The organism is Corynebacterium frankenforstense, from assembly GCF_030211955.1.
Classification (GTDB): domain Bacteria; phylum Actinomycetota; class Actinomycetes; order Mycobacteriales; family Mycobacteriaceae; genus Corynebacterium; species Corynebacterium frankenforstense_A.
In genome coordinates this window covers 118,832-143,622 of record NZ_JASODI010000001.1, presented here as the reverse complement: position 1 = coordinate 143,622, position 24,791 = coordinate 118,832, and the positions used below count along the sequence as shown (strand labels likewise).

Here is a 24,791-nt window from a genome sequence, read left to right as displayed (position 1 = left end):
GGCCTCCCGCGGCGCGCTCGCCGCCGTCGCGGCGCTCACCGTGGCCGGCGCCGGCCTGGTCACTCCCGCCGCGCAGGCCCTGCCCGTTCTGCCGGGGTCCTCCGCCCCGGCGCCGGTTTCCCCGGCGCCCGCGCACCTGCTGCCCGCCGGTTCCGCCGGCGTCGAGCTGCCGGTGCTCTCCTCGGGCCCGGGCCTGCAGTTCGCCAACCCGCTCGACGAACTGGGCCGGCCGCGCCCGGAGATCCTGGAGCAGGTCCGCGAGTTCGCCCGCCAGCCGTGGATCCCGCCGGAGGTGCGCGACGTGCTGCTCAGCGCGGTCGCCTACTTCGCCGGCGAGGGCAGCGGCGGGGTGGCCATGCCGGCCGACGCCCCGCCGTTCAAGCAGTTCTACTGGCCGACGGTGGCGGGCAACTGCATCGGCGGCCAGCTCGACTCCGTCGGCAGTGCCCTGGCCGTGCGCGGGCCGGCGCACATCCCCGCCCCCGGCGCGGCGCCGGGTCAGACGACGTTCCTGTTCACCGCCATGGGCACCGCCCCGGCGGCGCCCGAGCAGGGCGGCATGCAGGTGCGCTGGGCGAACCTGGCCACCCTGGCCCACGGCGCGACCCCGCTGGGCAACCACGGCATCAACCCCGAGGGGCCGGCGACGGTCTCCGGGGTGGCGGACACGGGCGAGGGCCCGGTCGTCGCCGTCCTCGACGGGACCGTCCACACCGGCGACGGCCCCTGCACGTTCCAGCCCACCGCAGCGTTCCTCCCGGGAAGGTGACCGACCATGGCTGACCTGCACCCCGTCAAGCGCGAGACCTTCGACACGGACTCGCGCACGAACACCGACCCGAAGGGCTTCCTCCGCGAGGTGGACACCTACCGGGTCACCGACTTCGGCCTCTACATGGCCCGCGGCGCGGACCACCCGAAGTTCGGCTACCTGGAGTCCTGGCTGCTGCCGGAACTGAACCTGCGCGCCAACATCTTCCACTTCCGCCCCGGCGTGCCTGCCGACCAGGAGTACTACTTCGACGTCGCCGCCATCGAGGCCGAGGGCGGAGTGTGGTCCACCCGGGACCTCTACGTCGACCTGATCTCGACGGCCGGCCGCCCGGTCGACGTCCAGGACATCGACGAGCTCGCCGCCGCCACCTCCGCCGGGTTCATCTCCTGCGAGGAGGCCGAGCAGGCGATCACCACCACGCTCGAGGCCGTCGACGGCATCACCCGCCACGCCGACGACCCGATGGCCTGGCTGGCCGACCGCGGCATCGAGCTCGAGTGGGCCGACGACGTCGTGCTCACCCCCGCCGGCTGACCCGGACCACCACCCCGCCGCCACCACACCAGCCGGCGCCGCACCACACCGGAATAACCGGGTACGGCCCCCTACCCCCTGCCCCGGGCCGCCATACGCGTTACCGTTTATGTGACCGTATTCTCAGATTTAATTTCCGGTGATTCTAAATGCCAGATATTGACGAGCTAGTCGAGTCAGTCGTCGGCCCCGTGGCCGACGTCCTCTCCGCGATCGTCTTCGCGGAGATCCCCGTCTTCGGCGGGGTCCCCCTGATCGTGCTGTGGCTGATGGTCGCGGCGGCCTTCTTCACCGTGTGGCTGAAGTTCCAGCCGGTGACGGGCATCAGGCACTCGCTGAAGGTCATCCGCGGCCGGTTCAACGCCAAGACCGACCCCGGCGAGATCTCCAGTTTCCAGGCCCTGGCCACCGAGCTGTCCTCGACGGTCGGCCTGGGCAACATCGCCGGCGTGGCCGTCGCGGTCTCCGTCGGAGGGCCCGGCTCCGCGCTGTGGATCGCCGCCTTCGGCCTGGTCGGCATGAGCGTGAAGATGGCCGAGGCCACCCTGTCGGTGAAGTACCGCAGCATCCGCGACGACGGCGTGGTCATCGGCGGGCCGATGTACTACCTGCGCGACGGCCTGCGCGACATCGGCTGGCCGCGCCTGGGTGCCGCGCTGGCCTGGCTCTACGCCCTGTTCACCCTCCTCGGCCTCTACGGGGCGGACCTCTTCCAGTCCAACCAGGTCGCCGCGATCGTCGCGAGCAGCTCCGGCAGTGATCTGCTGCAGGACCACAACTGGATCATCGGCGTGGTCATCGCCGTGCTCATGGGCGCGGTGCTCGTCGGCGGCGCGACGTCGGTGGGCCGCTGGACCGGCCGGATCACCCCGGCGATGGCCGCGGTGTACCTGATCAGCGTGCTGGCCGTCCTCGGCGCGAACGTCTCCGCGGTGCCCGAGGCGCTCGCGGCGATGGTCAGCAACGTCTTCACCGGCGAGGGCGTGGCCGGCGGCGTGGTCGGCGTGGCCGTCATCGGCATCCAGCGCGCGCTGTTCTCCAACGCCGCCGGTGTGGGCACCGCCGGCTACGCCCACGCGGCGTCGAAGACGAAGAAGCCCGCCAGTGAGGGCTACGTCGCGATGTGGGAGCCCTTCATCGACTCGGTGTTCGTGTGCATGCTCACCGCCACGGCGATCGTGGTCACCGGCGTCCACGAGGGCGCCGGGGCCGACGCTGAGGGCGTGGAGCTGACCGCCACCGCCTTCGCCACGGTGGCCTCCTGGTTCCCCTACCTGCTCTCCGTGGCCGTGGCCCTGTTCGGGTTCTCCACGGTGCTGGCGTACGGCTACTACGGCGAGCAGGCGGCGGTCTACCTCATGGGCGACCGCCCGGCCGTGCGCGGCGGCTTCAAGGCCGTCTGGCTGATCGGCCCGGTGCTCGGCGCGGCGGCCTCGCTCGACGCGGTGATCACCTTCGCCGACGCCTCGTTCTTCCTCATGGCGATCCCGAACCTGCTGGGGCTCTACTTCCTCGCGCGCATGCTGCGCGCGGAGATCCTGGGCTACCGCTACAAGGTCGACTCGGGCCGGATCAACGAGATCCCCGATAAGGACCTGCAGGTCGGCATGAGCGGTGACCACGAGCCGACGGCCGAGCAGGTCCGCGCCGCCGAGGCCGCCGAGGCCGCCGAGGCCCGGGAGGCCGCCGAGGCCCGGCATTCCGCGGAGCCCGGCGAGGCCGCCGAAGACGCCTCCCGCGGCTGACCGTCGGTCCCCCTCCCCGACGCCGGGCCGGCTCCTCCCCCGACACCGGGCCCGCCCCCGATTCCCCCGGTTCAGCCGGCCGCCTCTACTCCTTCGGCTCGACCGGCTCCTCGGTGACGACGATGCCGTCGGCGTCGGCGTAGAGGTAGTGGCCGGGCACGAAGTCGACGCCGCCGAAGCCGACGGTGACGTCCTTCTCGCCCTCGCCGGTCTTGCCGGACTTGCGCGGGTTGGTGCCCAGGGCCTTCAGGCCGAAGTCCATCTCGGCGATGACCGCGGAGTCGCGGCAGGCGCCGTGGGCGATCACGCCGGCCCAGCCGTGGTCGCGGCCGGCGGCGGCGATCATGTCGCCGATCAGGGCGGTGTGCAGCGATCCGCCGCCGTCGATGACGAGCACGCCGCCGGGGTTGTCGGTGTTCAGGATCTTCTTGACCAGGCCGTTGTCCTGGTGGCAACGCACCGTGGTGATGCGCCCGCAGAACTCCTTGCGTCCGCCGATGAGGCGGAACTGGGTGTCGCAGCTGCGCACCTCCTCGGCGCCGATGATGTCGACGAGGTCGGCGGTGGGGATGAAGGTGATGTTCTCGGTCATGGTGGCGCTCCTCTACTTCAGATGGCTCAGATAGCTCAGGTGCTTCAGATGTCTCGGGGTCTGTGCTTCGGCGACCGGTCCGATTGTCCGGCGGACCGCCCGCGTGCGGCGAGTCGGCGGACTCCCCTCGAACGGCGAAGGACCGGCCCGCCACCCGCGTGAAGCGGGGCGGGCCGGTCCTTTAGGCCGGGTGGCGCACTGTCGTGCTGCCGGTCAGGCGGCGGTTCCGGGGATTCCTAGAACTGGCCCTCCTCGGTGGAGCCCTTCAGGGCGGTGGTCGAGGAGTTCGGGTCGACGGTGGTGGCCACGGCGTCGAAGTAGCCGGCGCCGACCTCGCGCTGGTGCTTGACGGCGGTGAAGCCACGCTCCTCGGCGGCCTTGAACTCGCGGTTCTGCAGGTCGACGAAGGAGGTCATGCCGTCGCGGGCGTAGCCGTAGGCCAGGTCGAACATGCCGTAGTTGAGGGCGTGGAAGCCGGCCAGGGTGATGAACTGGAAGGCGAAGCCCATCTGGCCCAGCTCCTTCTGGAAGCGGGCGATATCCTCCTCGGAAAGGTGCTTCGACCAGTTGAAGGACGGCGAGCAGTTGTAGGCCAGGAGCTGGTCCGGGTACTCGGCCTTGACGGCCTCGGCGAACTGCTTGGCCAGGCCCAGGTCCGGGGTGCCGGTCTCCATCCAGATGATGTCCGCGTAGGGGGCGAAGGACTTGGCACGGGCGATGCAGGGCTCGATGCCGTTCTTCACGTAGTAGTAGCCCTCGGCGGAACGCTCACCGGTGAGGAACTCGTGGTCGCGCTCGTCGACGTCGGAGGTCAGCAGGGTGGCGGCCTCGGCGTCGGTGCGGGCGACGATCACGGTCGGGGTGTTCTCGACGTCGGCCGCCAGGCGGGCCGAGTTCAGGGTGCGGATGTGCTGCTGGGTCGGGATCAGGACCTTGCCGCCCAGGTGGCCGCACTTCTTCTCGGAGGCCAGCTGGTCCTCCCAGTGGGTGCCGGCGGCGCCGGCGTTGATCATGGCCTTCTGCAGTTCGAAGACGTTCAGGGCGCCACCGAAGCCGGCCTCGGCGTCGGCGACGATCGGGCGCAGCCAGTTGTCCACGGAGTCGTCACCCTCGAGGCGGGCGACCTGGTCCGCACGCGACAGCGCGTTGTTGATGCGGCGGACGACGTTCGGCACGGAGTTGGCCGGGTACAGCGACTGGTCCGGGTAGGTCTGGCCCGCCAGGTTGGCGTCGCCGGCGACCTGCCAGCCGGAGAGGTACACGGCGCGCAGGCCGGCGCGGACCTGCTGGACGGCCTGGTTACCGGTCAGCGCACCGAGGGCGTTGATGTAGTGGCCGTCGCCCTTGTTGATCTCGTCCCAGAGGATCTCGGCGCCGCGGCGGGCGAGGGTGTGCTCCTCGACGACGGTGCCCTGGAGGGCCTCCACCTGCTCGGCGGTGTAGTCGCGGGTCACCTGCGCCCAGCGGGGGTTGGTGTCCCAGTCCTTCTGGATCTCTGCAGCGGTGCGGGCCTTGCCGGTTTCGGTCATCTTTCGATCACGTCCTTACTTGTGATGTTCCGGGACACCTTCAGTCCTTGGGGAACGAAGGTGATGGATCTCGGTGAGCCCCTCCTGCGGGGCCGTCACGCTCTCCGCGTGGCGTGGTTCACAGATTGGCAGGTGCCGAGACCCACGTCAACCTCCGGACCGAGTAAATCGGTGCGCGGGGGTGACCCACCCACATGCTAACTTTGCGAAGTTTTTGGTATTACCCTTCCCGCCGCCCCCGTACTACCAAAGTGACAGCCTGCACCGATCACCGAAATCCGAGCTAAATAAGCAACATGACCCACCTGTCACCCCACCCGAAGCCCACCCTCAGGCCCGTCCGATAAGCGGGGGTGCCAACGCTGCGAACTACCCCCGCCCTTTTGTACGTGACCTGCTTCACTTATGATCCTGAATCAGGCACTCGGACACAGACACCCGGCTATGGTGTCCTACCATCCAGCCTTCCCCCACCGAACTGACCCCGTCCCTCTTTAAGGAGTGCGAGATGTCCCAGAATCAGCCGTCCCCCACGACGGACAGCTACGACTACGTCGAAGTGGCAGGCCTCCAGGTCGATCGTGTGCTGCGCGACTTCATCGACGACGAAGTGCTGCCCGAGATCGGCAGCGACCGGGAGAAGTTCTGGGAGGGTTTCGCCGCCATCATCCGCGACCTGACCCCTCGCAACAAGGAGCTGCTGGCCCGCCGCGACGAGCTGCAGCGCGCCTTCGACGAGTACTACCGCGAGAACCCCGGACGGCCCGACCCCGCCGAGCACGAGCAGTTCCTGCGCAAGATCGGCTACCTCGAGGACGCCCCCGCCGAGGGCGTGGAGATCCGCACCGCCGACCTGGACGACGAGTTCGCCCGCGTCGCCGGCCCGCAGCTGGTCGTCCCGATCCTCAACGCCCGCTTCGCCATCAACGCCGCGAACGCGCGCTGGGGCTCCCTCTACGACGCCCTCTACGGCACCGACGCGATCCCGGAGACCCCGGGCGCGGAGAAGGGCAAGGGCTACAACCCGGAACGCGGCAAGAAGGTCATCGCCTGGGGCCGCAAGTTCCTCGACGAGGTCCTGCCCCTGGTCGGCGCCAGCCACTCCGACGTCGAGCGCTACGACGTCCTCGAGGGCCACCTGTGCGGCCGCGTCAAGGGCGAGTGCTACCCGCTCGTCGACAAGACCGCCTACCGCGGCTTCACCGGCGACATCTCGGACCCGGCCTCGATCGTGCTGCGCAACAACGGCCTGCACATCATCCTGATGATCAACCCGTCCTCGCAGATCGGCAAGGACGACAAGGCCGGCGTCGAGGACATCATCATGGAGTCCGCGGTCTCCACGATCATGGACTTCGAGGACTCCGTGGCCGCCGTCGACGGCACCGACAAGACCCTCGGCTACCGCAACTGGTTCGGCCTGAACAAGGGCGACCTGACCGAGGAGATCACCAAGAACGGCCGCACCTTCACCCGAAAGCTCAACGACGACCGCGAGTACTTCTCCCGCACCGGCTCGACCGTCCGCCTCCACGGCCGCTCGATGCTGCTGGTGCGCAACGTCGGCCACCTGATGACCAACCCGGCCATCCTCGTCGACGGCGAGGAGGTCTTCGAGGGCATCATGGACGCTGTCGTCACCGCCGCCTGCGCCATCCCGGGCGCCCGCAAGGACAACCCGCACCGCAACTCGCGCACCGGCTCGATCTACATCGTCAAGCCGAAGCAGCACGGCCCGGACGAGGTCGCCTTCACCGACCAGCTCTTCGGCCGCGTCGAGGAGCTGCTCGAGCTGCCGAAGGACACGCTGAAGGTCGGCGTCATGGACGAGGAGCGCCGCACCTCGGTCAACCTCGACGCCTGCATCGCCGCCACCCCGGACCGCGTCGCTTTCATCAACACCGGCTTCCTGGACCGCACCGGCGACGAGATCCACACCTCGATGTACGCCGGCGCCATGGTGCGCAAGCCGGACCTGCAGACCGCGCCCTGGAAGATCGCCTACGAGGACAACAACGTCGACGCCGGCCTGGCCCGCGGCCTGTTCGGCCGCGCCCAGATCGGCAAGGGCATGTGGGCTAAGACCGAGCTGATGGCCGACATGCTCAAGGAGAAGATCGGCCAGCCGCGCGAGGGCGCGAACACCGCGTGGGTGCCCTCCCCCACCGGCGCGACCCTGCACGCCACCCACTACCACCGCGTGGACGTCAAGGAGGTGCAGAAGGAGCTGCTGGCCGCCGGCCGCCGCGACACGCTGCGTGACCTGCTGACCGTCCCGGTCGCCGCCGACACCGGCTGGAGCGACGAGGAGAAGCGCCAGGAGATGGACAACAACTGCCAGTCCATCCTCGGCTACGTCGTCCGCTGGGTCGAGCAGGGCGTGGGCTGCTCCAAAGTCCCGGACATCCACGACATCGACCTGATGGAGGACCGCGCCACGCTGCGCATCTCCTCCCAGCTGCTGTGCAACTGGATCGTCAACGGCGTGGTCACCGAGGACCAGGTCGTCGAGTCGCTCAAGCGCATGGCCGCGGTCGTCGACAAGCAGAACGAGGGCGACCCGAACTACCGCGAGATGGCCGCCGACTTCGACTACTCGATCGCCTTCCAGGCCGCCAAGGACCTGATCCTCAAGGGCACCGAGTCGCCGTCGGGCTACACCGAGCCGATCCTGCACGCCCGCCGCCGCGAGTTCAAGCGCCGCGAGGGTATCGCCTAGGCCGGCCCCGCGCAGCGTCGGAAATTCAATTGCCGACGCCGCGCGTGCCCCACCGACGCAGCCGACCTGCGACGTAGTGCACGACACAGCGCCCGCCTCCCTTCCGGGAGGCGGGCGCTTCGCGCTGCCGGGGCTAGAGGTGCTCGCCGGTGCCCAGCTCGATGCCGAGGCCGGGGACGGCCTCGATGAGGTTGCGCGTGTAGTCGTGGGCGGGGGCGTCGAAGATCTGGTCCACCCCGCCCTTCTCCACGAGGCGGCCGTTCTCCATGACCACGACGTCGTCGGCGGTCTGGCGGACCACGCCGAGGTCGTGGGTGATGAACAGGTAGCTCAGGCCCAGGTCGCGCTGGAGGCCGGCCAAAAGCGTCAGGATCTGGTTCTGCACCAGCACGTCGAGCGCGCTGACGGCCTCGTCGAGGATGAGGACCTCCGGGTCGAGCGCGAGCGCACGCGCGATGGCGACGCGCTGGCGCTGGCCGCCGGAGAGCTCGTTGGGGTAGCGGCGCATCGCCGAGCGCGGCAGGGAGACCTTGTCTAGCAGCTCGGCGACCTTCTGCTCGCGCTCCCTGCGGTTGCCCACCTTGTGGGTGGTCAACGGTTCCTCGATGCAGCGGTATACCGAGAACATCGGGTCGAGCGAGCCGTAGGGGTTCTGGAAGACGACCTGCATGCGGCGGCGCACGGCGAACTTCTCCTTCGGGGTCAGTTCGTCGAGGTCGCGTCCGCCGAGAAAGACCTTGCCGGCGGTCGGCTGGAGCAGGCCGAGGACCATGTTGGCCACCGTCGACTTGCCTGAGCCGGACTCGCCGACCAGTGCCGTGGTGGTGCCGCGGCGGACGTAGAAGGAGACCTCGTCGACGGCGCGCAGGGTCTTCCTGCCGCCCGTGCGCCCGCGCACGTCGAACTCCTTGGTCAGCCTCTTGACCTCGATGACCTTGTCGACCGCGCCGTCGTCGGCGGCGACGGTCTTGGCCAGCATCTCGTCGGTGACCTTGCCCTGCTCGCGGGCGGTCTGGATACGGGCGGAGGCCAGCGAGGGCGCGGCCTTGACCAGGCGGCGGGTGTAGGGGTGCTGCGGGTCGCGCAGGATGTCCAGGCTGGGCCCGGACTCGACGATGCGGCCGCGGTGCATGACCACGAGGTGCTCGGCACGCTCGGCGGCCAGGCCCAGGTCGTGGGTGATGAACAGCACGGCGGTGTGGTGCTCGCGGGCGAGCCGGCCCAGGTGGTCGAGGATGCGCTTCTGCACGGTCACGTCGAGCGCGGAGGTCGGCTCGTCGGCGATGAGCAGGCGCGGGTTGGCGGCCAGGCCGATGGCGATCAGCGCGCGCTGGCGCATGCCGCCGGAGAACTCGTGCGGGTACTGGCGGGCACGGCCTCCCCCGCCCTCGAGGCCGGCCTCCTCGAGCAGCTGGTCGACGCGCCGGCCGACCTCGGAGTGCGGGACGACGTTGTTGGCCTTCAGCGCCTCAGCGACCTGGGTGCCGATGCGCCAGACCGGGTTGAGGTTGCTCATCGGGTCCTGGGGCACCAGGCCGATCTCGGAGCCGCGGTAGTGCCGCATCTCCTTGTCGGAGAGCCCGACGAGCTCGTGGCCGTCGAAGCGGATGGAGCCGCCGGTGACCTTGCCGGTGCCGGGCAGCAGGCCCAGCAGCGACATCGCCGCGGTGGACTTGCCGGAGCCGGACTCGCCGACGATGGCCACGGACTGGCCCGGGTAGACGGTCAGGTTGAAGCCGCGCACGGCCTCGACCACGCCGGTCGAGGAGGTGAAGGAGACGTGGAGGTCGTCGACCTCGAGCAGCGGGGTGTCCGGGTCCGGGTCCCGCCTCGTGATCCCCTCGGGTGCGGTGCGCGTGGTGTACTCACTGTCGATCGGGTGGCTCATCGCTGCCTCGCCTTCGGGTCCAGGGCGTCGCGAACGACGTCGCCCATCATGATGAAACTCAGCACGGTCAGCGCCAGCGCGATGGCCGGCCAGAACAGCACCATCGGCTGCGTGCGCAGGGAGGCCTGCGCCGCCGAGATGTCGCCGCCCCAGGAGACCACCGTCGGCGGCAGGCCGATGCCCAGGAAGGACAGCGTGGCCTCGGCGACGATGAAGGTGCCGAGCGCGACCGTGGCGTAGACGATGATCGGGGCCGCGGCGTTGGGCAGGATGTGCGAGCGCAGGATCGACATCCGTGAGGCGCCCAGGGCGCGGGCCGCGGTGACGTACTCCTCGTTCTTGACGCTCATCACCGCGCCGCGGGTGATACGCGCGATGTTGGTCCAGCCGAAGAGCGCCAGGACGACCACGACCGTGATGATCGTGCGGTGTTCCTTGAACATCTGCATGACGACGATGGCGGCCAGCACCAGCGGCACGGCGAAGAAGATGTCGGTCAGGCGCGACAGCAGGGTGTCCAGGAAGCCGCCGAAGAAGCCGGCGGCCGCGCCGATCGCGGTGCCCAGGATGACCACCGCGACGGTGGTCAGCACGCCGACGGACACCGAGGCGCGCGCGCCGTGGACGGTGCGCGAGTAGATGTCGCAGCCCTGGCGGTCGAAGCCGAAGGGGTGCCCGGAGCTCGGCCCGGCCAGGGAGTTGGCCAGGTCGCAGGCGCGCGGGTCGGTACCGGAGAACAGCCCCGGGAAGGCCGCGGTGACCACGGCGAGCAGGATGAGCACCGCGGAGATCCAGAACAGGGGCCGGCGGCGCAGGTACTGCCAGGCGACGACCCACTGGGAGGCGGGCGCGGACTCGTCGGCGACGGCGTCGACCGCGCCGAGGCCCGCCTCGTCGCCCTCGGCGATGAAGTGCTCCTGGCCGCGGCGGGCGGTGAAGAACTGCTCGTCGGCGGCCGGGGCGCCGGCGTGGACGCCGGCGTCGGCGCCGCGGGCGTCGGTCTCGGGAATGTCGTGGCGGTCAGGCATAGCGGATCCTCGGGTCGAGCACGGCGTAGATGAGGTCGACGAGCAGGTTGGCCACGATGTAGACGATGACCAGGACGGTGGTGAAGGAGACGACCGTGGTCGGCTCGCCCTTCAGGATCGCCTGGTAGATCGCGCCGCCCACGCCGTTGATGCCGAAGATGCCCTCGGTGACGATCGCGCCGCCCATCAGGGCGCCGAGGTCGGCGCCGAGGAAGGTCACCACCGGGATCAGCGAGTTGCGCAGGACGTGGCGGACCATGACCTGCCCCTTGCCCAGGCCCTTGGCCCGGGCCGTGCGCACGTAGTCGGCGCGCAGGTTCTCCGAGACGGACTGGCGCGTCAGGCGCAGCACGTAGGCGAAGGAGAGCGCGCCGAGGACGACGGCCGGCATGAGCAGGGAGATGAAGTCCTCGTGGTTGCCCACCGTCACCGGCAGCAGCTCCCACTTGACGCCGACGACGAACTGGAGCACGAAGCCGATGACGAAGGAGGGCACGGCGATGACGAACAGCGAGACGACCAGGACGGTCGAGTCGAAGATCCCGCCCCGGCGCATGCCCGCGAACAGGCCGAAGGCGATGCCGAAGACCGCCTCGAAGATCAGCGCCATCACCGCCAGCTTGATGGTGACGGGGAAGGCGTTGGCCATCGCCTCGGAGACGGGGCGACCGGAGAAGGTCGTGCCGAAGTCGAGGGTGACGATGCCCTTCAGGTAGAGCAGGTACTGGACGAGGAACGGCTTGTCGAGGTTGTACTCGGCGGTGATGCGCTCCCGCGCGGCGTCAGACAGCCCGCGATCCCCGCCGAGTGCCTCGACGGGGTCTCCGGGCATCAGGAACACCATCGCGTAGAGCAGCAGGGTCGCCCCGAAGAACACGGGGATCATCTGCAGCAGCCGCCGACCGGTGTAGCGGAGCATGGTCGACCTTTATCGCGGGGGTGTTACTTCTTGGTGATCTGGTAGTAGAGGGGCACGGACTTCCAGGAGAAGACGACGTTGTCGACGTTCTCCGAGTAGCCGCCGACGGTGTTGGCGTACCACAGCGGGATGGCCGGCAGATCCTGGAGCAGGATCTCCTGGGCCTCGTTGTAGGACTTGTTCGCGGACTCGGCGTCGGTGGCGCCGGCGGCCTGACGCAGCTTGTCGTCGAAGGCCTTGTTGGCGTAGTCGCCGTCGTTGGAGCCGCCGTTGATGGCGTAGAGCGGCTCGAGGAAGTTGCCCAGCGAGGGGTAGTCGGCCTGCCAGCCGGTGCGGAAGCCGCCCTTGATGGTGCGGTTCTCGATGTCGTCGCGCAGGGTCTTGAAGTCCGGGGTCGGCGCGCCGTTGGCGTCGATGCCCAGGTTGTTGCGCAGCTGGTTGGTCACCGCGTCGACCCACGCCTGGTGGCCGCCGTCGGAGTTGTAGCCGATGGTGAACTCACCGGAGTACGGGGAGATCTCGTCGGCCTTCTTCCACAGCTCCTTGGCCTTCTCCGGGTTGAACTCGAGGACCTCCTTGCCCTCGAGCGAGTCGGAGTGGCCCGGGATGACCGGGGAGGTGAAGTCGGTCGCCGGGGTGCGGGTGCCCTGGAAGATCGTGTCGGTGATCTCCTCGCGGTCGATGGCCATCGACAGCGCCTCGCGACGCAGCTTGCCCTCCTCGCCGGAGAAGTGCTCCTCGTTGGAGTTGATGGTGAACGACTGGAAGATCGCGACCGGCTTGTTCACCGAGCGGTCGCCGAGCTCCTGCTCGTAGCTGGAGAAGGCGCTGTCCGGCACGGCGTCGAGGACGTCGAGGTTGCCGGAGAGCAGGTCGGCGTAGGCCGCGTCCGGGTTGGTGTAGAAGACGAACTGGACGCCGTCGTTCTGGGCCTTGCGGTCGCCCTCGTAGTTCTCGTCGGGCACGACGGTCGCGTCCTGGTTGTGGTTCCAGGACTCCAGTTTGTAGGGGCCGTTGCCCACGGGGTTCTCGCCGAAGGCCTTCATGTCGTCGTAGGCGACCTCGGGCAGCGGGTAGAAGGCGGAGTAGCCCAGGCGCGTGGCGAAGTCGGACTCCGGCTGGGTCAGCTCGATGGTGAAGGTGTGGTCGTCCTGGACCTTGAGGCCCTCCATGGACGACGCCCCCTCCTCGAAGCCGAGGATCGGCTCGAAGAAGTACGCGGACTTCTGGGAGTTCTCCACGGCGTAGTTCCACGCCTTGACGAAGCTCTCGGCGGTGACCGGGGTGCCGTCGGAGAAGGTCTCGCCGTCCTTGATCTTGACGGTGTAGTGCTGCGAGTCATCCGACTCGATGGACTCGGCGACGTCGTTGTGGGCCTCGCCCTCCTCGTCGTAGTAGACGAGGCCCGAGAAGACCAGGTCGATGATGTTGCCGCCGCCGACCTCGTTGGTGTCGGCCGGCAGCAGCGGGTTCTGCGGCTCGGTGCCGTAGGTGGTCACGTAGTCGCCGCTGCCGCCGTTGTCCCCGTCACTGGAGCAGGCGGCGAGACCGAACACGAGCGCGCCGGCGGAGAGCACCGTCACGATCTTTCTGAGCTTCATGGTGCTTTTCTCTTTCACAGTCATAGGGAGACGGATCGGGATTAGGGAGAATATTACTTTTCGCTGTGACCGGGGGTAAAGACGTTAAAGCCCGTATTCACGTGTTTGTCCGGTTGTGCCCGATTTAGCTGGGAAAATACTGGTAACATCTTTTAACGCTTCACACACATACGGGGGTAATTTAATCTAGCTCGCATTCACACCTGCAGAATGCCGCACGTCTCCCCCGGAGCGGCGACCCCGCCACCGCTCCCCCACCCCTTGCCGAGGGCGTGACTGCTCCCCGGGCGCGACAGCTCTCCGGGTGTGACGGCACAGCCGTCACGCCGTCGCGCCGTCACGCCCCCAGGAACCGGAACGTGCCCGCCCACATCGCCGCACCCAGCGCCAACGCCGGGACGATGACGCAGACGGCGAGCAGCGCGGCGTCGGCAATCGAGACCGTCGAGGTGCGCGCCCACGTGCGCTTTCCCGCGCGCCCGAAGCCGCGGGCCTCCATGGCCACGGCGAGCTTCGAGCCGCGGCGCAGGCCGATGACCAGCAGACCGAAGGAGAGGGTGGCCAGGTGGCGCAGGCGGCCACGGTCGGCGATGCCGCGCGCCCGGCGCGCCCGGGACATCGAGACCCAGTCGTCTCGGAAGAGGGTGATCAGCCGGGCGCCGGCGATCGCGGCGATGACGAAGCGCTCGGGAAGGTGCGCGATCTGGGCGAGGCCGTCGCCGAGGTCGGTCGGGTCGATGTGCGCGACGAGCACGACCACCGGCAGCGCGACGGCGCACACGCGCAGCGTGACCGCCAGGGCGAGCTCGAGGGAGTTGTCGGTGACGTGGGCGACGAGGAAGGAGAAGTACTCGTGACCCTGCGGCCGGCCGAAGAGCGCCATCGAGATACCCGCGACGGGGGCGACGGCCAGGATCGGCCAGCCGCGCTTGGCGAGCGTGACGGGCCCCACGCCGCACAGCGGGGCCAGCGCCACCGTGAGCACGAGGGCGACGGCCGCGGAGAGCCAGTCGACGCTGATCAAGAGCGGGGTCGTCATGAGCGCGAGCCCGGCGACGCGGGTGACGGGGTTGGTCTTCGAGACGAGGTTCACGCCCGCTCCCCCGTTCCGGCGCCGACGGTGACGCGGTGGTCGCCGAGGGCGGCGGCGAAGTCCTCGTCGTGGGTCACGGAGGCGACCGTCACCCCCTTGTCGGTCAGCTCGCGCAGCATCTCGACCAGGCGGGCGAAGGTGCGCGGGTCCTGGCCGTAGGTCGGCTCGTCGAGGAGCAGCACCTGCGGGGCGGCGGCCAGCGCGGTGGCCACCGACAGGCGGCGCTTCTCCCCGCCGGAGAGCGTGAAGGGGTTCGCCGCGCGCAGGTGGGTGAGTCCCAGGGCGTCCATGAGCTCCTCGGCGCGGGCGTCGGCCGCCGCGTCGTCGAGGCCGGCCACGCGGGGGCCGACGGCGAGTTCCTCGGCGACGCTGCGCGCGACGAACTGGTGCTCGGGGTCCTGGAAGACGGTGCCGATGCGGCGGGCCAGCGCGGCCGAGCGCCAGGTGTGCGGGGCGCCCTCGACGCCGCGCAGGCGCACCTCGCCGCGCCGGGGCCGGTCGAGGCCGCCCAGGGCGAGCAGCAGCGAGGTCTTGCCGGCGCCGTTGGGGCCGGTGATCACGGTCGAGCAGGCCTCCGGAAGCGCGACGTCCGGGGCCGCGCCCGCGCGGGTGACCAGGCCGCGGCCGGTGAGCACCGGCTCGGCCTGGGCGCGCCCGGGACGCGCCGCGGGCAGCTCGGGGCGGCCGGGCAGCTCGGCGGCGGTGATCTCGCGGATGCCGCCGCCGGCCTTCGGGGCGGCCAGGTGCAGGAAGCGGGTGGCCAGCGGGGCCCACAGCTCGGTGCGGTGCTCGGCGACGATGAGGCCGGCGCCGGTCTCGGCGCACACGCGCTTGACCGCCGCGGCGACGTCGCGCGCACCCTGCGGGTCGAGGTTGGCGGTCGGCTCGTCGAGCAGCAGGGTGCGCGCGCCCATGGCGATCACGCCGGCGAGTGCCAGACGCTGCTTCTGCCCGCCGGAGAGCCGGGAGGTCGGGTGGTCCGGCGGCAGGTCGAGGCCGACCAGGTCCAGGGCGCGGCGCACCCGCGGCCAGATCTGGTCCGGGGCCACGCCGAGGTTCTCGCAGCCGAAGGCGACGTCGTCGCCCACGCGCGAGGCGATGACCTGGCTCTCCGGGTCCTGCAGGACGAGGCCGACGGTGCCGTCGGTGTCGATGGTGCCCGTGCGTTCGCCCTCGTCGGCGCCCCCGAGGACCCCGGCGACCGCTGCGAGCAGCGTGGACTTGCCGGCCCCGGAGTCGCCGGTGAGCAGCACGCGGTCGCCGTCGGCGACGTCGAGGTCGACGTGCTCGAGGGCGGGGGTGCTGCGGGTGGCGTGCCGGTAGCCGAAGTCGCGGGCGACGACGCTCACGCGCGGACCTCGCGGCCGGCGGCGAAGCGGTCCAGCGCACCGGTGCGCGCCAGCGCGCGGACCAGGGCGTGGCCGAGCAGGCCCGCGAGGACGGCGCCGGAGACGATCACGCAGCCGGCGTAGATGAGGTTGTACTCCAGGGTCTTGGCCAGGTTGGCCGCGGTGAACAGCTCCAGGACGATCGCGCCGACGCCGGCGCCCGCGCCGGCCAGGGCGGCCGAGACCGGCCCGAAGCGGCGGTAGGCGAAGGCGGCGAAGATCAGCTCGGCGCCCAGGCCCTGGGCCAGGCCGGAGTAGACGGTGCCGATGCCCCACTGGTTGCCCAGGGTGGCCGAGACGACCGCGGCGAGCACCTCGACGAACAGGGCGGCGCCGGGCTTGCGGATGACCAGGCCGCCGACGGTGCCGCCGAGCAGCCAGATGCCGATGGCGATGCCGCCCAGGCCCGGGGTCAGCGCGTCCATGGTGGTCGTCCAGGCGTAGCCGACGGAGTTCCACACCCAGAAGATCAGGCCGCAGGTCACGCCGAGCACGGCGGCGACGATGATGTCGACCACGCGCCAGTTCAGGCGGCCGGGGGTGTTGTTCTGCTTGTCCCGCTTGTTCTGGGCAGGCTGGACGGGCGCCGCGTTCGCGGCAGGCGTGTTTTCACGCATGACGGACGGAATCCTTTCCTCGCGCCGGTGCTAACCGGATCAGGTTCTACGGTTCGCCGGGCCTTACCGGCATCTCAGCCCCTGTTTCCGGGGCTCCCGCGGATGACGCGTGTCACAGTAGCAGACCCCCACCGACCGCTCGTCCGTTAGGCTGGTCCGCCGTGAGTCTGAATGCACCGACGACGGCGCTCGTCCTGGAGGGCGGCGGCATGCGAGGGGTCCACACCGCCGGGGTGCTCGACGTGCTGCTGGCCAACGACGTGCGCGTCGGCTGGGTCGGCGGCATCTCCGCCGGGGCGACCAACACCGTCGCCTACCTCGACGGCGACCGCGAGCAGCTGCACCGCAACTTCGTCGAGGCCGCCCAGGAGCCCGAGTTCGCCGGCCTGAGCTGGTTCCTGCGCGGCAAGGGGTTCTTCCACTCGGAGTACATCTACGCCGCGGACCGCTTCCCCGAGCGGCCGCGCCCCGAGATCCCCTTCCGCATCGGCGCGGTCGACGCACAGAGCGGCGAGCACGTCTACTGGTCGGCCGAGGACGTCGACGGCATGGTCGACCTCTTCCACCGGGTGCGCGCCTCCTCCTCGCTGCCGGTGATCATGCCGCCCACCGAGATCGACGGGCGTGAGTACGTCGACGGAGCGCTCGGGCCCTCCGGCGGCATCCCCGTCGACGCCGCCGAGACCGACGGCTTCGAGCGTTTTCTGGTGATCCTGACCCGTCCCCCGGGGTTCGTGCGCCCGCCACTGGGGCACCCCCGGGCGATCCGCGCGCTGCTGCGGCGCCGCCCGGCCGTCGCCGAGCGGCTGCTGACCCGCCACGAGCGCTACAACGCGACGATGGCGCACCTGCGCGAGCTCGAGGCGGCCGGCCGGGCCTACCTCTTCGCGCCCGAGGGCGAGCTGGTCTCCTCCCGGGAGCTCGACGAGGCGCGCCTGAGCGCCGCCTTCGACTCGGCGCGCGCCCAGGCCGAGCGCGAGTGGCCGGCCATCGCCGAGTTCCTCGCCCGCGGCGAGGGCGCTTGAGACGGCGACGGCGCCGGTGGCGGAGACCGCCCCGGCGCCGCGCGCGCACTGAAGTGCGCTAGGCCTTCGATTCCCCGTCCGAGGAGCCGTCGGTTTCCGCGGAACCGTCGGCGGGCTCGTCGGCGGCACCGTCCGAGCCGGCCGCGCCGTCCGCGCCGACCGCACCGGCCACGGTCCCCTCCCCCTCCTCGGGGTCCCAGCTGCCGTCGGTGGCGGCGGAGTCGTTGACCTCCTCGAGGTACTCGCCGGTCTCGTAGTCGTAGCCGACGCGGTTGCCCTCCTCGTCGGTGCGCGCGTACCACTCGGTGTACTCGGCGGCCGTGGAGTCGAAGGCGGCACCGGCGGCGTAGTCCTCGTCGGCGGTGCCCTCGACCGAGAGCGTCCAGTTGTCGCCGTAGTCGCGCACGCCGTGCAGCACGGCACCGGCCAGCGCCTCCTCGCCGAAGCGCTGCCGCAGCGCCAGCGGGTCGCCGCGCAGCTCGCGCAGCAGGGCGAGCATCATCAGGATGAGGATCACCGCGAAGGGCAGGGCGGTGACGGTGACGAAGTTCTGCAGGCCCTGCAGCGCGTTCTCGTTGCCGGCCAGCAGAATCACCGCGGCGATGCCGGCCATGCACACCGCCCAGAAGGCGGTGACCACGCGGTTGGGGCTGGGGTTGCCGCGCTGGCTGAACTGGGAGTTGACCAGCGAGGCCGAGTCGGCGGTGGTGATGAAGAAGACGGCGAGCATGACCAGCACGATCGGCGCGACGATCTGGGCGCCGGGCAGGTGGTCGAGCACGATGAAGAAGATCTCCTCGGCCGGCGGCATGTTGGCCGGGTCGTTGCCGGGCACGATGTCGCCGCTCTCGCGCTGCAGCCAGATGGCGGTGCCGCCGAGGATGGTGAACGCCAGGATGATGATGGTGCCGGGGATGAACAGCACGCCGAGGACGAACTCGCGGATGGTCCGGCCCTTGGAGATCTTGGCCACGAAGACGCCGACGAACGGCGACCAGGAGACCCACCAGGCCCAGTAGAAGGTGGTCCAGCCGGAGAGGAACTCCTGCATGTCCTCGCCCTGGCCCATGTTCGCCGAGAGCGCCTCGGGCAGGGAGCCGACGTAGTCGACGACCACGGCCGGGATCATGTTGGCCAGAAAGGCTGTCGGTCCGACGACGAAGAAGAAGATCGCCACGCCCAGGGCCAGCACGAGGTTGATGTTGGACAGCCACCGGATGCCCTTGGCCACCCCGGAGGTCGCCGAGGCGATGGTGCCGCAGGTCAGCACGACGATGATGACCAGCGCGACGGTGTTGCCGGTGGTCGACCAGCCGGTGACCAGCTGGAAGCCGGTGCCGATCTGCAGGGCACCCAGGCCCAGGGAGGCGGCGGTGCCGAAGAGCGTGGCGATGATCGCCAGCCCGTCGATGACGCGCGCGGGCCAGGAGTCGGTGTCCTTGTTGCCGAACAAGGGGGTCAGAATCGAGCTCATCAGCGGCACGCGCCCGCGCCGGTAGGAGACGTAGGCGACGGCCAGGCCGACGACGGCGTAGATCGCCCAGGCGTTGACGCCCCAGTGCAGGGCGGACTGCGCCAGCGCGCCGATGACGGCCTCCTGCGTCGCCGGCTCGTAGGCGCCGGGCCTCGGGCTCAGGTAGTGCGACATCGGCTCGAAGGGACCGAAGAAGATGATGGCGATGCCGATGCCGGCGGCAAACAGCATCGCCGCCCAGGACAGGGTGGAGTACTCGGGTTTCTCGTCGTCGAGGCCGAGCGGGATCTTGCCGAAGCGCGAGAACGCCAGGCACAGCAGCACGATGGCCATGCCGATGGCGACCACGGTGAAGATCCAGCCGAGGTTGACCATCAGCCAGTCGAGCGCGGCGCTGGAGACCTCGAAGACGTTCATCGGGGCGATGATGCCCCAGGCGACGAAGGCGATGATCAGCCCGCCGACGGTGAGCACGATGGGCCGGTCGACGCGGTAGCGGATCTTCTGGTCGTCGACCGAGACACCCGGCACCAGCGCCGGGTGGATGCTGTGCGGGTAGGTCACCTCGCGGAGGAACCGGCGGGCGCGCTCGACGTTGCGGTCCGTGCGCGGCCGGTCCTCCCCGGGCCTGTCCTTCCCTGAGGCGGGTGAGGCTTTCGACTCCACGGAATCGTCCTTTCACTCGGCGGTCAAAATGACGTGAACCTCATTTAACGTTACGCGCGGCGGGCCGCATATAACGGCGCGGGGCCCGCGCACCCACCTATGGTGGAGAGGCATGTCCGACGTTTCACCGAAAAATTCCCGGAGCCACCACTTCGAGCGCAAGGTCCCGGGCGGCAAGCTCGTCGTCGTCGACGCCGTCGAGGACGGCAAGGCGATCACCGAGGTCTCCGTCTCCGGCGACTTCTTCCTCGAGCCCGAGGAGGCCTTCGGGGCGATTCACGACGCCCTGGTCGGCGCCCCGCTGTCCGAGGACACCGAGGCGTTGACGGCGCGCCTGGAGCGCGCGTTGGCGGGCATGGACGTGCAGTTGCACGGCTTCACGCTTCACGACGTCGCGCAGACCACCCGGCGCGGCGTGCTCGGCGCGCGCGACCTCACCGACTTCGACTGGACCGTCATCCGCGGCACGGTCCAGCCCAGCCCCGTCAACGTCGCCCTCGACCAGCTGCTGCTCGAGCAGGTCGCCGCGGGAGAGCGCGGCCCGACGCTGCGGTTCTGGGAGTGGGAGGACCGCGCCGTGGTCTTCGGCAGCTACCAGTCCTACGCCAACGAGCTGGACCAGCAGGGCGTCGACAAGCACGGGGTCACCCCGGTGCGCCGCATTTCCGGCGGCGGGGCGATGTTCATGGAGGGCGGCAACTGCGTCACCTACTCCCTCTACGTGCCCGAGGAGGCCGTGCGGGGCTTAAGCTACGAGGAGTCCTACCGCTACCTCGACCAGTGGGTGCTCGCCGGGCTGAAGTCGCTGGGTGTGGAAGCCTGGTACGTGCCGATCAACGACATCACCTCCACCGGCGGCAAGATCGGCGGGGCCGCACAGAAGCGCGTGCGCGGGGCTGTGCTGCACCACACGACGATGAGCTACGACATCGACGCCGACAAGATGACCGAGGTGCTGCGCATCGGCAAGGTCAAGATCTCCGACAAGGGCATCCGCAGCGCCAAGAAGCGCGTCGACCCGCTGCGCCGGCAGACCGGCGTGCCGCGCGAGCAGGTCATCGACACCCTCATCGAGGCGTTCATGTCGCGCTACCCGTCCACCTTCGGTGAACTCGGCGAGGACGACCTGGCCGCGGCCCGCCGCCTGGTCGACGAGAAGTTCGGCACCGACGCCTGGACCCACCGCGTCCCGTGAGCGGCGCGACAGTGAAGGGAGCCCCGCGCCGCCCCTCCCCGCTCGGCGGGCGCCGGCCCACCCGTGCCGAACTCGACGACTTCTCCGGGATGCCCGACGGCGTCGACGACCTGATGCCGGCCGACCCCGATACGCCGGTCCGGCTGCTCATCGTCGGGATCAACCCGGGCCTGTGGACCGCGGCGGTCAACGCGCCGTTCGCCCGGCCGGGCAACCGCTTCTGGCCCTCGCTGACGGCTGCCGGGCTCGTCGACGGCGAGGTCGACGTGGCCGCGGGCATGTCCGGGGCGCAGGTCGAGGCGTTCCTCTCCCGGGGCCTGGCGCTGACGAACCTGGTGGCGCGTGCCACGGCGCGCGCCGACGAGCTGACCCGCGAGGAGCTGCGCGCCGGCGCCGACCGTCTGGTCGAGCGGGTGGCCCGAATGCGACCGCGGGCGGTGGCGATCGCCGGGATCACGGCCTTCCGCGACGCCTTCGGGCGGCGCAAGGCGAAGATCGGCCGGCAGGACCCCTCAGGCATCGAGGGCTGGCCCGACGGCACTGCGCTGTGGGTGGTCCCGCAGCCCAGCGGGCTCAACGCGCACTACCAGATCCCGGATCTCGCGAGGATCTGGAAGGAGGTCTGGGCGGACACGGAGTAGATCCCTCCCCCGAGAACGGCGGCGATTTCTCTCCCCATGAACGGCGGCGATTTCTCTCCCCGTGAACGGCGGCGAAGCCGCCGTTCAGCGCAGGCGGCGGGCGTTGCCCTCGCGGCGGGTCAGCCCGAGGGTGTCCATGTGCTCGAGCAGCGGCACCGCGATGCGCCGGGTGGTGTCCAGCGCCTTGCGCGCCTGCGAGAGCGTGAAGGGCTCCGGCAGCCCGGCCAGGGCCTCGGCGGCGCGCGCCGGGGCGTCGGGAAGCAGGATCACGGAGCGGTCCGGCCCGATGCGGATGATCCGGCCCGCCTTCTCGGCGGCCGCCAGCTCGCGGGCGCCGAGGCGCAGGTCGGCCAGCTCGTCGGCCTCGGGGGCCCGGAAGGGCTCCTCACCCAGCCACTCCTCGATCTGGGCGACCGACTCCTCGGCCGCCCCCAGGTCCACCGTGCGGGCGGGGTCGACCACGCGCCCGTCGCGCAGGGCGAGCCCGGCGGCGGCCACCGCGGCGTCGAGAAGCCCGCCGGCGGGCAGGCCGAGCAGGTCGACGGCGGCCTTGCGCGCCACGCCCGGGTTCATCCGGTCGGCGCCGGCGACGGCCTCGCCGAGCTCCTTCGCCCAGCGCTTCAGCGAGCCGGAGTCGATCAGCCAGCCGTCACGGCGCTCCACCCCGGCGGGCGCCTCCCCCGGCACCCGCCAGCCCATCGTCTCCAGCGTCGCGGCGCGCACCGCCCCGCGGCGGGCGACCTCGGCGGCCAGGTTCAGGCCCGGCAGCTCGGCGGCGCGGCGGCGCGAGGCGCCGCGGCCGACAAGCTCCGGCGGGTCGACGTCGAGGACCTCCACGCCGGCGAGCACCGCGTGGTCGCCGGGGGCGCGCAGCACGAAGCGGTCGCCGCGGGTCAGCGGGAGCTTTCTCGGCAGGGTGAGCCGGGCGTGGGCGTCGTCGAGGCGGCGCAGCCCGGCGTTGAGCTCGGCGGTGCCTATGTGGGCGGCGACCTCGCGCGGGGCGTCGGCAAGCCCCTCGCCGGTGACCACGCCGACGTCGACGGTGTCGGTCAGCCACCAGGCCTCCGGGGTGAGCAGGGCGTCGCCGCGGTGGATGCCCGCGGCGTCCTCGCCGCGCAGGTTGACCGCCACCCGGTTGGTCGGCCCGACGCGGCCCTCCTGGACCTCCTCGGACTGCAGGCCGCGCACGGCGACCTCACGCGCGCCGTCGCGGGCGGCCAGCGTGAGCCGGTCGCCCTCGCTCAGCGTGCCGGCCGACAGCGTGCCGGTGACCACGGTGCCGGCGCCCTTGATGGTGAAGGAGCGGTCCAGCCACACGCGCACCCGGGCCTCCGGGTCGGTGGCCGGCAGCCCTGCGAGCACCTCGTCGAGGGCCGCGCGCATCTCGTCGAGGCCCTCACCGGTGACGGCGGAGACGGTGACCACCGGGGCGTCGGAAAGCTCCGTGGGCGCCAGGCGCTCGCGCACCCGGGCCCTCGTGGCGGCGATCTGCGCGGCGTCGGCGCGGTCGGCGCGGGTGAGCACGACCAGGCCGTGGCGTACACCGAGGGCGACGCAGGCGTCGAGGTGGTCGGTGGACTGCTGCTGCCAGCCCTCGTCGGCGGCGACGACGAAGACGACGACGTCGACGGGTGCCAGCCCGGAGAGCATGTTGGCCAGGAAGCGCTCGTGGCCGGGCACGTCGACGAAGGCGACGTCGCGGCCCGAGGGCAGGGTGGCCCACACGAAGCCGAGGTCGATGGTCAGGCCGCGGCGGCGCTCCTCCTCCCAGCGGTCCGGCTGCATGCCGGTCAGCGCCTGGACGAGGGTGGACTTGCCGTGGTCGACGTGACCGGCGGTGGCGACGACGTACACTCAGGCCTCCCTCGCGGTCACTCGGGCGGCGCGCACGGCGGAGGCGAGCTCCGCGTCGTGCCCGGCGGGCACGCAGCGCGGGTCGATGAGGACCGCGCCCTCGTGCACGCGGGCGAGCACGGCCGGATCCCCGGCGCGCAGCGCGGCGGCCAGCTCCTCCGGGGACTCGGTGATACGCACCGCCCAGCCGGGCAGCGGCACCCCGGGCGCTCCCCCGCCGCCGACGCGGCCGTCGTGGGCGACGACCTCGCCGCCGACCTCCGCGGCCAGCGCCTCGGCGCGCCCGCGCAGCGTCCCGGGGTCGGCGTGGAGGTAGTCGACGACCGGGACGTCGGAGCCGGCGACGGTGGCCTCAAGCGCCGCGAAGCGCAGCTTGTCCATGCGCAGCGCCCGGTAGAGGGGGTGACGGCGCAGGCGCGCGATCGCCTCGGCCCTGCCGAGCAGCACGCCGGCCTGCGGGCCGCCGAGCAGCTTGTCGCCGGAGGCGATGACCACGTCGGCGCCCTGGCGCAGCGCCGTGTCGACGTCCGGCTCGTCCGGGATCGCGGGGTCGGGGGTCAAGAGCCCCGAGCCGACGTCGGCGATGAGCGCCAGGTCGTGCTCGTCGGCGATGCGGCGCAGCTCGGGCAGGTCGACCCCGGCGGTGAAGCCCTCCACCCGGTAGTTGGAGGGGTGGACCTTGAGGATGGCGCGCGCGTCCGGGCGGGCGGCCGCGGCGGCGTAGTCGGCGGGGTGGGTGCGGTTGGTCGCCCCGATCTCGTGCAGGCTCACGTGCGCGGACTCGATGAGCTCGGGAAGCCGGAAGCCGGCGCCGATCTCGATGAGCTCGCCGCGCGAGATGGCCGCCTCTCCCCCGCCGGCCAGCGCGGCGCACGAGAGCAGCAGGCCGGCCGCGCCGTTGTTGACCACCACGGCGTCCTCGGCGGCCGGGCAGGCCGCCAGCAGCGCGGCGACGGTGGCGGCCCCGCGCTTGCCGGCGCGCCGGCCGGTGGACAGGTCGAGCTCGACGTCGACGTAGCCGGCGGCGCGCTGCAGGGCCTCGAGCGCCGGTGCCGAGAGCGGCGCGCGGCCGAGGTTGGTGTGCACGACCACGCCGGTGGCGTTGAGCACCGGGTGCATGGAGGTGGTGTCCAGGGACTCCAGCCGTTCAGCCAGCGCCTCCTCGGCGCGTCCGGGGTCGAGTGCGCCGGTGCGCACCGCCTGCTGGATCTCGCGGACCTTCGCGCGCACCACGGTCTCGCGGTGGACGGAAAGCGCCGCCCGGGCGGCGGGGCCCGCCAGCAGGGCGTCGGTGCGTGGCACGCGCCGACGCGGGTCGGTACCGCCGGCGGCGGGCGACGCGGCGTCGGAAATCTCTCTGGTGCTCCTCCTGCGCCTGGACATCGCGCAACCCCTTTCAAGCGTGGCGGAGACGGACGGGAATCGAACCCGCCAGGCCGAGATGCTCGGCCTCACCGGTTTTGAAGACCGGGGCGCCCACCAGGACACGTACGCCTCCGCCCGCGGAG

General features: G+C 71.1%; 19 protein-coding genes, 1 tRNA gene and 1 riboswitch. Of the genes, 7 read left to right on the top strand and 13 right to left on the bottom strand.

The annotated features are described in order from the left end of the window. The first annotated feature begins 55 nt into the window (after window positions 1–55). The 3 genes from QP119_RS00685 (at window position 56) to QP119_RS00675 (ending at window position 3,054) form a co-directional block, all read left to right on the top strand. A complete protein-coding gene (locus QP119_RS00685; RefSeq protein ID WP_423777735.1) occupies window positions 56–769 on the top strand; it encodes a hypothetical protein in 714 nt (237 codons plus the stop codon). A 6-nt stretch (window positions 770–775) separates the two neighbouring features. Next, window positions 776–1,309 (top strand): DUF402 domain-containing protein, encoded by a 534-nt coding sequence (locus QP119_RS00680; RefSeq protein ID WP_284772947.1) that lies wholly within the window; start codon window positions 776–778, stop codon window positions 1,307–1,309. Window positions 1,310–1,458: 149 nt separating this feature from the next. Continuing rightward, complete coding sequence (locus QP119_RS00675) at window positions 1,459–3,054, top strand: alanine/glycine:cation symporter family protein (RefSeq protein ID WP_284772946.1); 1,596 nt, start codon at window positions 1,459–1,461, stop codon at window positions 3,052–3,054. Between the two features lie 85 nt (window positions 3,055–3,139). Here QP119_RS00675 and rraA read toward each other — a convergent pair whose 3' ends face one another. Together rraA and aceA are read right to left on the bottom strand one after the other, a co-directional pair. Further along, window positions 3,140–3,646, bottom strand: coding sequence for a ribonuclease E activity regulator RraA (rraA, locus tag QP119_RS00670; RefSeq protein ID WP_284772945.1), 507 nt, complete (start codon window positions 3,644–3,646; stop codon window positions 3,140–3,142). 236 nt (window positions 3,647–3,882) lie between these two features. Further along, window positions 3,883–5,175, bottom strand: coding sequence for an isocitrate lyase (gene aceA, locus QP119_RS00665; RefSeq protein WP_284772942.1), 1,293 nt, complete (start codon window positions 5,173–5,175; stop codon window positions 3,883–3,885). A 508-nt stretch (window positions 5,176–5,683) separates the two neighbouring features. Here aceA and glcB point away from each other — a divergent pair. After that, window positions 5,684–7,894, top strand: coding sequence for a malate synthase G (gene glcB, locus QP119_RS00660; protein WP_284772941.1), 2,211 nt, complete (start codon window positions 5,684–5,686; stop codon window positions 7,892–7,894). 133 nt (window positions 7,895–8,027) lie between these two features. On the opposite strand, the gene QP119_RS00655 is transcribed toward glcB, so the two are convergent. From QP119_RS00655 to QP119_RS00625, 7 genes are all read right to left on the bottom strand, one after another. Continuing rightward, window positions 8,028–9,782, bottom strand: coding sequence for a dipeptide ABC transporter ATP-binding protein (locus QP119_RS00655; RefSeq protein WP_284772940.1), 1,755 nt, complete (start codon window positions 9,780–9,782; stop codon window positions 8,028–8,030). After that, complete coding sequence (locus QP119_RS00650; RefSeq protein ID WP_284772939.1) at window positions 9,779–10,810, bottom strand: ABC transporter permease; 1,032 nt, start codon at window positions 10,808–10,810, stop codon at window positions 9,779–9,781. The genes QP119_RS00655 and QP119_RS00650 overlap by 4 nt, the downstream gene beginning before the upstream one ends. After that, window positions 10,803–11,729: an ABC transporter permease gene (locus tag QP119_RS00645; RefSeq protein ID WP_284772938.1), complete on the bottom strand. Its 927-nt coding sequence runs from the start codon at window positions 11,727–11,729 to the stop codon at window positions 10,803–10,805. Before QP119_RS00645 ends, QP119_RS00650 begins: the two co-directional genes overlap by 8 nt. A 23-nt stretch (window positions 11,730–11,752) precedes the next feature. Next, window positions 11,753–13,330, bottom strand: a complete 1,578-nt coding sequence (locus QP119_RS00640) for a peptide ABC transporter substrate-binding protein (RefSeq protein ID WP_284772937.1) — start codon at window positions 13,328–13,330, stop codon at window positions 11,753–11,755. A gap of 337 nt (window positions 13,331–13,667) precedes the next feature. Beyond that, the gene (locus QP119_RS00635; RefSeq protein ID WP_284772936.1) at window positions 13,668–14,423 is read right to left on the bottom strand and encodes an energy-coupling factor transporter transmembrane component T family protein; all 756 of its coding nucleotides are present in this window, start codon (window positions 14,421–14,423) and stop codon (window positions 13,668–13,670) included. Continuing rightward, window positions 14,420–15,772, bottom strand: a complete 1,353-nt coding sequence (locus QP119_RS00630; protein WP_284772935.1) for an ABC transporter ATP-binding protein — start codon at window positions 15,770–15,772, stop codon at window positions 14,420–14,422. The genes QP119_RS00635 and QP119_RS00630 overlap by 4 nt, the downstream gene beginning before the upstream one ends. After that, window positions 15,769–16,428 (bottom strand): ECF transporter S component, encoded by a 660-nt coding sequence (locus QP119_RS00625; protein ID WP_284772934.1) that lies wholly within the window; start codon window positions 16,426–16,428, stop codon window positions 15,769–15,771. The genes QP119_RS00630 and QP119_RS00625 overlap by 4 nt, the downstream gene beginning before the upstream one ends. After that, window positions 16,427–16,537: riboswitch (TPP riboswitch) on the bottom strand. Its footprint overlaps the gene before it by 2 nt. Window positions 16,538–16,589: 52 nt before the next feature. Here QP119_RS00625 and QP119_RS00620 point away from each other — a divergent pair. Next, window positions 16,590–17,453, top strand: a complete 864-nt coding sequence (locus QP119_RS00620; RefSeq protein ID WP_284772933.1) for a patatin-like phospholipase family protein — start codon at window positions 16,590–16,592, stop codon at window positions 17,451–17,453. A gap of 58 nt (window positions 17,454–17,511) precedes the next feature. Here QP119_RS00620 and QP119_RS00615 read toward each other — a convergent pair whose 3' ends face one another. Then, window positions 17,512–19,491 carry a BCCT family transporter gene (locus QP119_RS00615; RefSeq protein WP_284773054.1) on the bottom strand — a complete coding sequence of 660 codons (1,980 nt, stop codon included), beginning with the start codon at window positions 19,489–19,491 and terminating at the stop codon, window positions 17,512–17,514. A gap of 214 nt (window positions 19,492–19,705) precedes the next feature. On the opposite strand from QP119_RS00615, the gene QP119_RS00610 reads away from it, so the two are divergent. Together QP119_RS00610 and QP119_RS00605 are read left to right on the top strand one after the other, a co-directional pair. After that, window positions 19,706–20,788, top strand: a complete 1,083-nt coding sequence (locus tag QP119_RS00610) for a lipoyl protein ligase domain-containing protein (RefSeq protein ID WP_284772932.1) — start codon at window positions 19,706–19,708, stop codon at window positions 20,786–20,788. Between the two features lie 11 nt (window positions 20,789–20,799). Then, entirely contained in the window at window positions 20,800–21,429 is a 630-nt protein-coding gene (locus tag QP119_RS00605) for a mismatch-specific DNA-glycosylase (protein WP_284772931.1), read from the top strand. Between the two features lie 84 nt (window positions 21,430–21,513). Here QP119_RS00605 and selB read toward each other — a convergent pair whose 3' ends face one another. The 3 genes from selB to QP119_RS00590 all read right to left on the bottom strand — a co-directional run bounded on the left by selB (window position 21,514) and on the right by QP119_RS00590 (window position 24,781). After that, window positions 21,514–23,283, bottom strand: a complete 1,770-nt coding sequence (gene selB / locus QP119_RS00600; RefSeq protein ID WP_284772930.1) for a selenocysteine-specific translation elongation factor — start codon at window positions 23,281–23,283, stop codon at window positions 21,514–21,516. Continuing rightward, the gene (selA, locus tag QP119_RS00595; RefSeq protein ID WP_284772929.1) at window positions 23,284–24,666 is read right to left on the bottom strand and encodes an L-seryl-tRNA(Sec) selenium transferase; all 1,383 of its coding nucleotides are present in this window, start codon (window positions 24,664–24,666) and stop codon (window positions 23,284–23,286) included. Between the two features lie 20 nt (window positions 24,667–24,686). Further along, window positions 24,687–24,781, bottom strand: a tRNA-Sec gene (locus QP119_RS00590). Window positions 24,782–24,791: the final 10 nt, after the last annotated feature.

Coding starts and splice junctions, on each gene's coding strand:
- QP119_RS00675 (WP_284772946.1), top strand. CDS start 1,459: ATGCCAGATATTGACGAGCTAGTCGAGTCAGTCGTCGGCCCCGTGGCC.
- aceA (WP_284772942.1), bottom strand. CDS start 5,175: ATGACCGAAACCGGCAAGGCCCGCACCGCTGCAGAGATCCAGAAGGAC.
- QP119_RS00640 (WP_284772937.1), bottom strand. CDS start 13,330: ATGAAGCTCAGAAAGATCGTGACGGTGCTCTCCGCCGGCGCGCTCGTG.
- QP119_RS00680 (WP_284772947.1), top strand. CDS start 776: ATGGCTGACCTGCACCCCGTCAAGCGCGAGACCTTCGACACGGACTCG.
- QP119_RS00625 (WP_284772934.1), bottom strand. CDS start 16,428: ATGCGTGAAAACACGCCTGCCGCGAACGCGGCGCCCGTCCAGCCTGCC.
- selA (WP_284772929.1), bottom strand. CDS start 24,666: ATGTCCAGGCGCAGGAGGAGCACCAGAGAGATTTCCGACGCCGCGTCG.
- glcB (WP_284772941.1), top strand. CDS start 5,684: ATGTCCCAGAATCAGCCGTCCCCCACGACGGACAGCTACGACTACGTC.
- QP119_RS00655 (WP_284772940.1), bottom strand. CDS start 9,782: ATGAGCCACCCGATCGACAGTGAGTACACCACGCGCACCGCACCCGAG.
- QP119_RS00610 (WP_284772932.1), top strand. CDS start 19,706: ATGTCCGACGTTTCACCGAAAAATTCCCGGAGCCACCACTTCGAGCGC.
- QP119_RS00650 (WP_284772939.1), bottom strand. CDS start 10,810: ATGCCTGACCGCCACGACATTCCCGAGACCGACGCCCGCGGCGCCGAC.
- rraA (WP_284772945.1), bottom strand. CDS start 3,646: ATGACCGAGAACATCACCTTCATCCCCACCGCCGACCTCGTCGACATC.
- QP119_RS00645 (WP_284772938.1), bottom strand. CDS start 11,729: ATGCTCCGCTACACCGGTCGGCGGCTGCTGCAGATGATCCCCGTGTTC.